Consider the following 7849-nt stretch of genomic DNA (forward strand, 5'->3'; position numbering starts at 1 on the left):
TGCGTGCAGACCGCCGACGCCCACCGCCGACGCGGGCTGGCCGAGGTCGTCACCGGCGCGCTCGTCGGGTGGGGCCGGTCGCTGGGCGCCGAGGAGTGCCACCTCCACGTCTTCGCCGACAACGCGGCCGGCCGCGGGCTGTGGGCCAAGCTCGGACTGGCCCCGCACCATTCGATGCGTCACCTCGTCGTCGTCGAGGGTTCCACTCCGCGGTCCACGCGATCCGACGCCGGGTAATAGACTGCTCGCCATGCGCCTGGCCACCTGGAATGTCAACTCGATCAGAGCTCGACGGGACCGCGTCACGGCCTGGCTGGAACGCTCGGACGTCGACGTGCTGGCCATGCAGGAGACCAAGTGCAAGGACGACCAGTTCCCGCACGAGGCGTTCGAGGAGCTGGGATACCAGGTCGCCCACCACGGCTTGAGCCAGTGGAACGGCGTGGCCGTGGCCTCGCGGGTGGGGCTCGACGACGTCCGGTTGGGCTTCGACGACATGCCCGGTTTCCACAAGGACCCCGAGGTCACCCAGGATCCGGAGGCGCGCGCCATCTCCGCGGTGTGCGACGGCGTCCGCGTCTACAGTCTCTACGTCCCCAACGGCCGTGAACTGGCGGACCCTCACTACACCTACAAGCTCGAGTGGCTGGCCCGGCTCCGCGACCACGCCTCCGCCGAACTCGCTGCCGACCCGGCCGCGCAGGTGGCGTTGGTGGGCGACTGGAACGTGGCACCGCACGACGAGGACGTGTGGGACATGGAGGTCTTCACCGGCAAGACCCACGTCTCCGAGCCCGAACGCCAGGCCTTCGCGGCCTTCGACGGGGCGGGCTTTCGCGAGGTCACCCGCGAGTTCACCCCGGGCCCCGGCGTCTACACCTACTGGGACTACACCCAGTTACGCTTCCCCAAGAAGCAGGGCATGCGCATCGACTTCCAGCTGCACTCGCCGGAACTCGCATCGCGGGTGACCGGCGCGTTCATCGACCGCGAGGAACGCAAGGGCAAGGGCGCCTCCGACCACGCCCCGGTCGTCGTAGACCTCGACTAGCACCGCGACCCGGCCCACCACGAGGAGCCCGCACCGATGTCCACGTTCCAACTCCGTCACTACATCGACCGCCTGCGCGCCGAGGGCTTCACCGTGCGCGACGACCACGGTGAGGACCCCGACCTCATCGACATCGACGGCAGGGCCGTGGACACCTGGCGGGAGAACTACCCGTACGACCATCGGATGGACCGCAACCAGTACGAGGTGGAGAAGTACCTCCTGCAGATCGAGCTGCTCAAGTTCCAGAACTGGCAGGCCGAGTCGGGCCACCGGCACGTGATCGTGTTCGAGGGCCGGGACGCCGCCGGCAAGGGCGGGACCATCAAGCGGTTCACCGAGTACATCAACGTCCGGCAGGCCCGGGTGGTCGCGCTGATCAAACCCACCGAGACCGAGCTGTACCAGTGGTACTTCCAGCGCTACATCAGCCACCTGCCCACCCGCGGCGAGCTGGTCATGTTCGATCGCTCCTGGTACAACCGGGCCGGTGTCGAGCGGGTGATGGGGTTCTGCACGGACGCCCAGTACTCCACGTTCATGGAGCAGGCGCCCATGTTCGAGAAGATGTTGGTGGACTCGGGCATCGGCCTGACGAAGTTCTGGTTCTCCGTCACCAAGGAGGAGCAGAAGACCCGGTTCGCGATCCGGCAGCTCGACCCGGTCCGTCGGTGGAAGCTCTCCCCGATGGACCTGGAATCACTCGACAAGTGGGACCTGTACACCGCCGCCAAGGAGGAGATGTTCCGGCGCACCGACACCGACTGGGCCCCCTGGATCACCATCAAGTCCAACGACAAGAAGCGGGCGCGCATCAACGCCATGCGCTACTTCCTCCACCAGTTCGACTATCCGGAGAAGGACCCCCAGGTGGTGTTCGACCCTGACCCGAAGATCGTCCGCCGCGCCAGGGACGCCGTTGGGGACTGACTGAGCCCGCGAAGGACGCACCCGCGCACACGACCCGTCGGGAATGTCCGGGCGCCGGCGCGCATTGCACCGGGTATGAGTCACACCAATGATCCGGCCGTTGTCAGACGTCTGCTCTCGGACCGCGGGCGCTGGGCGGTCGTGGGCCTGTCGGCGAACACCGGACGGACCGCGCACAGGATCGCCGCCTATGTCCGCAACCTGGGTCACGAGATAGTGCCGGTTCATCCCAGGGCTGAGACGGTCCACGGTCAGCAGGGATACCCGGATCTCGCGTCGGTACCCGGGGAGATCGATGTGGTCGACGTCTTTGTCAACTCGGCGCTCGCGGGCGACGTCGTGGACCAGGCGATCGCCCGGGGCGCGAAGGCGGTCTGGCTCCAGCTGGGTGTGATAGACGAGGCCGCGGCCCAGCGCGCTGCCGATGCGGGGCTGAACGTGGTGATGGACGCCTGCCCGGCCATCGAGGCGCCGCGTCTGGGCCTCGCCTGAGCGAGAGCACCCGCCGTGGCGGGAACGGCCCGCCCGCAGGTCAGAACCCGCTGGCGCTCAGCCCGATCATGGCGAAGATGAAGGCGAAGTAGAGCACGATGAGCAGGGCGAAGAGGCCGAGCGAGATGAGGCCGAGCTTCTTGGCTGACGCGCTCGCCGCTTCGGCCTCCGCATGGTGACCGGCCGCCCACAGCGGGTAGACGTCCGAGGCCCGGGTCATCGCGACGAATGCGAGCGGCCAGAAGAACAGGATCGAGGCCACCGCCCAACCGATGTTCGACGGGGGGCCCGGCCGTGCGGCTCCGGGGGACCCGGTGAACCCCCCGGGGGTCTGGGCCCCGTAACCCGGGTGCTGGCCATACGACGACGCGCCCTGCCCGTATGTCGGGCCCTGGCCATAGCTCTGGTCCTGCCAGTAACCGGACTCCTGCCCGGGGGTCTGGCCGGCCCCGTACGGGGAGTCGGAGGAGGAACCGGGGTAGCTCGGATTCGTCATGCCCGAATCGTATCCCCGAACGTGGGCTCCCTGAAACACCCTTCCCGGGTCAGCGGGGGGCCACGAGGAGCTGGTACTCGGGGAATCGGACGAGGAACCGGCGGACGTAGCTGCACACCGGGCGGATCTTGTGCCCGTCCAGACGCATCCGGGTGAGGACCAGACTGACCAGCAGTCGAGCGATGCCCTGCTGTCCGAAATGCTCCTCGATGACGGTGTGGAGAAGGATGTAGACGTCGCCGTCCTTCTCGTACCCCACCAGACCCATGAAGGTCTCGCCGTCCCACAGTTCGAACCGGTCTCTATCGGTGTTGTGGACCAGCACCAGTGACTCCACTCGGGACATGGGACTCCTTCGGCAGGGTGTGTTCCACACCCGATGCTACTCGCCGGGGTACGCTCGCCCGGCACAATTTCATACTCGTCCCCACGGGAGTCCGCTTCGGAGCGCGGGCTGAGAGGACGGCCGGCCGGGCCGTCGACCGTAGAACCTGTCCGGGTCATGCCGGCGTAGGGAGCAGTGAGCATCATGGGCACACACACGTCCACCCCCAGCGCAGAGTCCACCTCGATCGAGTCCGTGACCTGCGGCCCGATCCACTCCAGCAGCAAGTCGTACCTCGAGATCCCGGCGGAGGGCGGCACGCTGCGCGTGCCCGTCCGCCGGATCGCCCTGACCAACGGCACGTCGTTCGACGTCTACGACACCTCCGGCCCGTACACCGGGTACGCCGACGCCGGGCAGTGCCACGACCTCGGCTCCGGCCTACCACCCACCCGCGACGAGTGGACGCACCCGGAGGCCGTGCCCGCCTCGTCGGAGGACTCCACGCCGGTACGAACCCAGCTGGCCTGGGCCCGCGCGGGTCACATCACCCCGGAGATGCGCTTCATCGCCGCGCGCGAGGGAATCGACGTGGAGCTCGTGCGATCCGAGGTGGCCGCCGGCCGCGCCGTCATCCCGGCCAATCACCGCCACCCGGAGAGCGAACCGATGATCATCGGCAAGCGCTTTGTCACCAAGATCAACGCCAACATCGGCAACTCCGCGGTCACCAGTTCGATCGCGGAGGAGGTCGAGAAGATGGTGTGGGCATCCCGGTGGGGCGCGGACACCATCATGGACCTGTCCACCGGGCGGGACATCCACGAGACCCGCGAGTGGATCCTGCGCAACTCGCCCGTCCCCGTGGGCACCGTGCCGATCTACCAGGCACTGGAGAAAGTGGGCGGCGACCCGACGGCGCTGACCTGGGAGCTCTATCGGGACACCGTCATCGAGCAGTGCGAACAGGGAGTGGACTACATGACCGTCCACGCCGGGGTGCTCCTGCGGTACGTCCCGCTCGCCGCCACGCGCGTCACCGGGATCGTGTCGCGCGGGGGATCGATCATGGCCGCGTGGTGCCTGGCACACCACCGCGAGTCCTTCCTCTACACCCACTTCAGTGAGCTGTGCGAGATCCTCGCGACGTACGACGTGACGTTCTCCCTCGGGGACGGCCTGAGGCCCGGGTCGATCGCCGACGCCAACGACGAGGCGCAGTTCGCCGAGCTCCGAACGCTGGGTGAACTCACCCGGATCGCCAAGCGCCACGGCGTCCAGGTGATGATCGAGGGCCCGGGACACGTGCCGATGCACATGATCGTGGAGAACGTGCGCCTGGAGGAGGAGTGGTGCGAGGAGGCGCCCTTCTACACACTGGGGCCGCTGGCCACGGACATCGCTCCGGGCTACGACCACATCACCTCCGCCATCGGGGCCGCGCGGATCGCCGAGGCGGGCACGGCGATGCTCTGCTACGTCACCCCCAAGGAGCACCTGGGCCTGCCCGATCGCGACGACGTCAAGACCGGCGTGATCACCTACAAGATCGCCGCGCACGCGGCGGACCTGGCCAAGGGCCATCCGGGCGCGCAGGCGAGGGACGACGCGCTGAGCACCGCGCGGTTCGAGTTCCGCTGGCGGGACCAGTTCGCCCTGGCCCTCGACCCCGACACCGCGCTGGCCTACCACGATGCGACGCTGCCCGCCGAACCGGCCAAGACGGCCCACTTCTGCTCGATGTGCGGTCCCAGATTCTGCTCCATGCGGATATCGCAGGACATCCGGGACTACGCCGCCGAGCACGGACTGGACTCGGTCGAGGCGATCGAGGCGGGGATGGCCGAGAAGTCGGCGGAGTTCGCCGAACACGGCTCCCGGGTGTATCTACCGATCAGTGGAGGCTGACGGGCCGACCCGCCCGTGAGACGTGTGACGCGGCGGCGTCACACGTCTCACGCGGCACGTCCCCTCAGGCGTCGCGGCGCAGGGTGATGACGAGGCCCAGCGCCCACAACGCCACGCAGACCCCGGCGTACCAGGCGAAGGCCGGCCATTCGCCCCACGTGATGAACCCGCGGACGGACTCGCCCTGGGTCCAGTAGTCGCCGTTGGCGAACGGCATCCAGGCGGCGATGTCCTGCCCCACCCGGGGGATCAGCGAGACCATGCCCTCGAGGGCCAGCGTCCACACCAGGAACAACGAGATGGTGCCGGCGGCGTTGCGCATGATGTGCGCCAGGCCCATCACGGCGAGGGTGCCCAGTGCGGCGTAGACGGGGAACCGCACGAGGTATCTCAGGCCGTCGCCGGAGAACGGGGTCCACGAGTCCAGTCCGGACAGTGCGCCCGCCACCAGCATCGCGATCACCACAGCGACCGCGGTCACGACCATGGACAGCACCGTGAACAGCAACGTCTTGGCCACTATGGCAGGCCACCGCGACGGCGTGGCCAGGAACGTGGCCTTGTTCGTGTGGAACCGGTACTCGCCGGTCACGGCGACGATCGCGGCGATCCACGCCAGGATCACCGTGAACGCGCTGACCCCCAGTATCGCGAACAGCGGGTCGCTTCCGCCGCCGGGCGCCCCGGCCACCGGCTCCCCGGACGAGGTCTGCTCGAACTGGCCGATGATCGCGGCGAGGCCGACGGCGAGCACGACTCCCAGCCCGTAGAGCCAGTAGGCGCTCTTGGTGGTGGTGGCCTTGATCCACTCGGACTTCAACAGGTTCATCGGGTGGTCTCCTGACCGTGATACTCGACGTCCTGGTCGGTGAGCGCCATGAAGGCCTCCTCGAGCGACGCCCGCTTCTCGTGCAGTTCGTGGACGGTGATCCCCAGGCTCGCGGCGAGGTCACCGACCCGGGGTGCCGGCAGCCCCTCGATGAGGAACACCCCCTCCGCGGGGTCGAAGGTGGCGTTGATCCCCTCCTCCCGGGCCGCGGCCGTGAACTCCTCGACGTGCGGAGTCCGGAGCAGGACCGATGACCGCGCGGCGGAGAGGAACTCCTCGACGGACGTCTGGGCGCGGAGGACCCCCCGGCCGATGACGACGAGATCCTGGGCCGTCTGAGCCATCTCCGACAACAGATGGCTAGAGACGAGCACCGTCCGGCCCTCGGCGGCCCGGGCGTGCATGAAACGGCGGATCCAGAGGATTCCCTCGGGGTCGAGTCCGTTGACCGGTTCGTCGAACAGCAACACCTCGGGATCGCCGAGCATGGCGGTGGCCAGACCGAGCCGTTGCCGCATGCCCAGGGAGTAGCCACCCACCTTGCGGCCGGCCACCTCGGTCAGGCCGACCAGTGACAGCACCTCGTCGACGCGACTGTCGGGCAGTCCGCCCGCGGCGGCGATCATCCTCAGGTGCGATCGCGCGGACCGGTTGGCGTGGGTCCACGACGCGTCGAGCAGGCACCCGACGGTGCGGATGGGATCCGCGAGCCTCCGGTACGGCTGGCCGTTGATCAGCGCCTCACCCGACGTGGGGGTGTCCAGACCGACGATCATCCTCATCGTGGTGGACTTCCCGGCACCGTTCGGGCCGAGGAATCCGGTGACGACGCCAGGCCGCACCACGAAGCTGAGGTCCTCGACCGCCGTAGCGGCGCCGAAGCGTTTGGTGAGATTGCGTACCTCGATCATGTGCTCCAGTGTGCCTGCCGTGGTCCGCATCGCGGGTTCCTCCCACTCGGTTCCCGCCCAGGTGTGTCAGGGCTTACTCTCGAAGCATGGACGACGCGCGCGACGATCACGGCCCCGAACTCCCGTCGATCCGCGCCTCGGACCACGAGCGGGAGGCGACGGCGAGATTTCTCCAGCAGTCCTACTCGGAGGGGCGGTTGACCCTGGCGGAGTTCGACGAGCGCACCACCAAGGCGTACGGGGCACTGTTCCAGTCCGACCTGGCCGAGCTCACCCGCGACCTCTCCCCCGCCCGCGGCGACGGCGGGTCCCGGCCCGGGGTCCATCACGATGAGGCGCCCGCGAGGAGGGTCACCGGTGGAACCGGTCCGTCGTCGTCACTGGCGTTCATGGGCGGATGCGAACGCAAGGGCGCGTGGACGGTTCCCGCCGAGCACACGGCGTTCGCCGTGATGGGCGGGGTCGAACTGGACCTGCGCCAGGCCTCCCTGCAGGCGCACGAGACCACGATCCGCGCGTTCGCGATCATGGGCGGGGTCGAGATCTACGTGCCGGACGACATCCACGTCGTGGTAGAGGGCCTCGGTCTGATGGGCGGATTCGGCGAGGAGGCCGGCAGGTGGAAGCCCGACCCCCGACCGGTGCGGCAGGCCTCTCCGGGCGCCCCGGTCGTGCGGGTCACGGGGCTCGCGCTCATGGGCGGCGTGGAGGTGCGCAGGGTTCCCCGGACCCGCTGATCCACCCGTGCCCCGACGACGGAGCACGGAACCGCCGGCGACCTGTCGGTCACTCGGCCTCAGTCCACCGGCGGACTCGACGCCTGCGCCCAGAACCTCTTGGGGATGCGTCCGGCGGCGCGGGCGGCGTGGCCTGCGCGGACGGCCTCCCGCATCGCGGCCGCCATGAG

At 68.8% G+C, this 7849-nt stretch carries 10 protein-coding genes, 1 pseudogene and 1 riboswitch; of the genes and pseudogenes, 6 read left to right on the forward strand and 5 right to left on the reverse strand.

Going from position 1 to position 7849, the window contains the following annotated elements; translation table 11 throughout:
- From IY392_RS09155 to IY392_RS09170, 4 genes are all read left to right on the forward strand, one after another.
- Window positions 1–237 (forward strand): GNAT family N-acetyltransferase (locus IY392_RS09155; RefSeq protein ID WP_194861045.1); only part of this gene is annotated, 237 nt, incomplete at its 5' end.
- A 13-nt stretch (window positions 238–250) separates the two neighbouring features.
- A complete protein-coding gene (locus tag IY392_RS09160) occupies window positions 251–1051 on the forward strand; it encodes an exodeoxyribonuclease III (RefSeq protein ID WP_107757400.1) in 801 nt (266 codons plus the stop codon).
- 36 nt (window positions 1052–1087) lie between these two features.
- Window positions 1088–1981 (forward strand): polyphosphate kinase 2, encoded by an 894-nt coding sequence (gene ppk2, locus IY392_RS09165; RefSeq protein ID WP_194861046.1) that lies wholly within the window; start codon window positions 1088–1090, stop codon window positions 1979–1981.
- Between the two features lie 75 nt (window positions 1982–2056).
- On the forward strand, window positions 2057–2473 hold the full coding sequence (locus IY392_RS09170) for a CoA-binding protein (RefSeq protein WP_194861047.1): 417 nt from the start codon (window positions 2057–2059) through the stop codon (window positions 2471–2473).
- 40 nt (window positions 2474–2513) lie between these two features.
- On the opposite strand, the gene IY392_RS09175 is transcribed toward IY392_RS09170, so the two are convergent.
- Together IY392_RS09175 and IY392_RS09180 are read right to left on the reverse strand one after the other, a co-directional pair.
- On the reverse strand, window positions 2514–2969 hold the full coding sequence (locus IY392_RS09175; protein ID WP_107757403.1) for a CD225/dispanin family protein: 456 nt from the start codon (window positions 2967–2969) through the stop codon (window positions 2514–2516).
- A 49-nt stretch (window positions 2970–3018) separates the two neighbouring features.
- Window positions 3019–3315 (reverse strand): GNAT family N-acetyltransferase, encoded by a 297-nt coding sequence (locus tag IY392_RS09180; RefSeq protein WP_107757404.1) that lies wholly within the window; start codon window positions 3313–3315, stop codon window positions 3019–3021.
- Between the two features lie 73 nt (window positions 3316–3388).
- Window positions 3389–3505: riboswitch (TPP riboswitch) on the forward strand.
- On the opposite strand from IY392_RS09180, the gene thiC reads away from it, so the two are divergent.
- A complete protein-coding gene (gene thiC / locus IY392_RS09185) occupies window positions 3499–5202 on the forward strand; it encodes a phosphomethylpyrimidine synthase ThiC (RefSeq protein WP_107758222.1) in 1704 nt (567 codons plus the stop codon). Its footprint overlaps the riboswitch before it by 7 nt.
- Before the next feature lie 64 nt (window positions 5203–5266).
- Here thiC and IY392_RS09190 read toward each other — a convergent pair whose 3' ends face one another.
- Together IY392_RS09190 and IY392_RS09195 are read right to left on the reverse strand one after the other, a co-directional pair.
- Window positions 5267–6031, reverse strand: coding sequence for an ABC transporter permease (locus tag IY392_RS09190; protein WP_194861048.1), 765 nt, complete (start codon window positions 6029–6031; stop codon window positions 5267–5269).
- Window positions 6028–6942, reverse strand: a complete 915-nt coding sequence (locus tag IY392_RS09195) for an ABC transporter ATP-binding protein (RefSeq protein ID WP_107758223.1) — start codon at window positions 6940–6942, stop codon at window positions 6028–6030. Before IY392_RS09195 ends, IY392_RS09190 begins: the two co-directional genes overlap by 4 nt.
- Window positions 6943–7028: 86 nt before the next feature.
- On the opposite strand from IY392_RS09195, the gene IY392_RS09200 reads away from it, so the two are divergent.
- Window positions 7029–7679, forward strand: a complete 651-nt coding sequence (locus tag IY392_RS09200) for a DUF1707 domain-containing protein (RefSeq protein WP_107757406.1) — start codon at window positions 7029–7031, stop codon at window positions 7677–7679.
- A 59-nt stretch (window positions 7680–7738) separates the two neighbouring features.
- On the opposite strand, the pseudogene thiG reads toward IY392_RS09200, so the two are convergent.
- A pseudogene (gene thiG / locus IY392_RS09205) lies at window positions 7739–7849 on the reverse strand (thiazole synthase); the annotation flags it as partial.

The organism is Dietzia sp. SYD-A1, from assembly GCF_015356725.1.
Classification (GTDB): Bacteria; Actinomycetota; Actinomycetes; order Mycobacteriales; family Mycobacteriaceae; genus Dietzia.

Excerpts from the sequence above, each read along its gene's own strand:
- IY392_RS09180 (WP_107757404.1), bottom strand. The coding sequence starts at position 3,315 with ATGTCCCGAGTGGAGTCACTGGTGCTGGTCCACAACACCGATAGAGAC.
- IY392_RS09200 (WP_107757406.1), top strand. The coding sequence starts at position 7,029 with ATGGACGACGCGCGCGACGATCACGGCCCCGAACTCCCGTCGATCCGC.
- thiC (WP_107758222.1), top strand. The coding sequence starts at position 3,499 with ATGGGCACACACACGTCCACCCCCAGCGCAGAGTCCACCTCGATCGAG.
- ppk2 (WP_194861046.1), top strand. The coding sequence starts at position 1,088 with ATGTCCACGTTCCAACTCCGTCACTACATCGACCGCCTGCGCGCCGAG.
- IY392_RS09160 (WP_107757400.1), top strand. The coding sequence starts at position 251 with ATGCGCCTGGCCACCTGGAATGTCAACTCGATCAGAGCTCGACGGGAC.
- IY392_RS09170 (WP_194861047.1), top strand. The coding sequence starts at position 2,057 with ATGAGTCACACCAATGATCCGGCCGTTGTCAGACGTCTGCTCTCGGAC.
- IY392_RS09195 (WP_107758223.1), bottom strand. The coding sequence starts at position 6,942 with ATGATCGAGGTACGCAATCTCACCAAACGCTTCGGCGCCGCTACGGCG.
- IY392_RS09175 (WP_107757403.1), bottom strand. The coding sequence starts at position 2,969 with ATGACGAATCCGAGCTACCCCGGTTCCTCCTCCGACTCCCCGTACGGG.
- IY392_RS09190 (WP_194861048.1), bottom strand. The coding sequence starts at position 6,031 with ATGAACCTGTTGAAGTCCGAGTGGATCAAGGCCACCACCACCAAGAGC.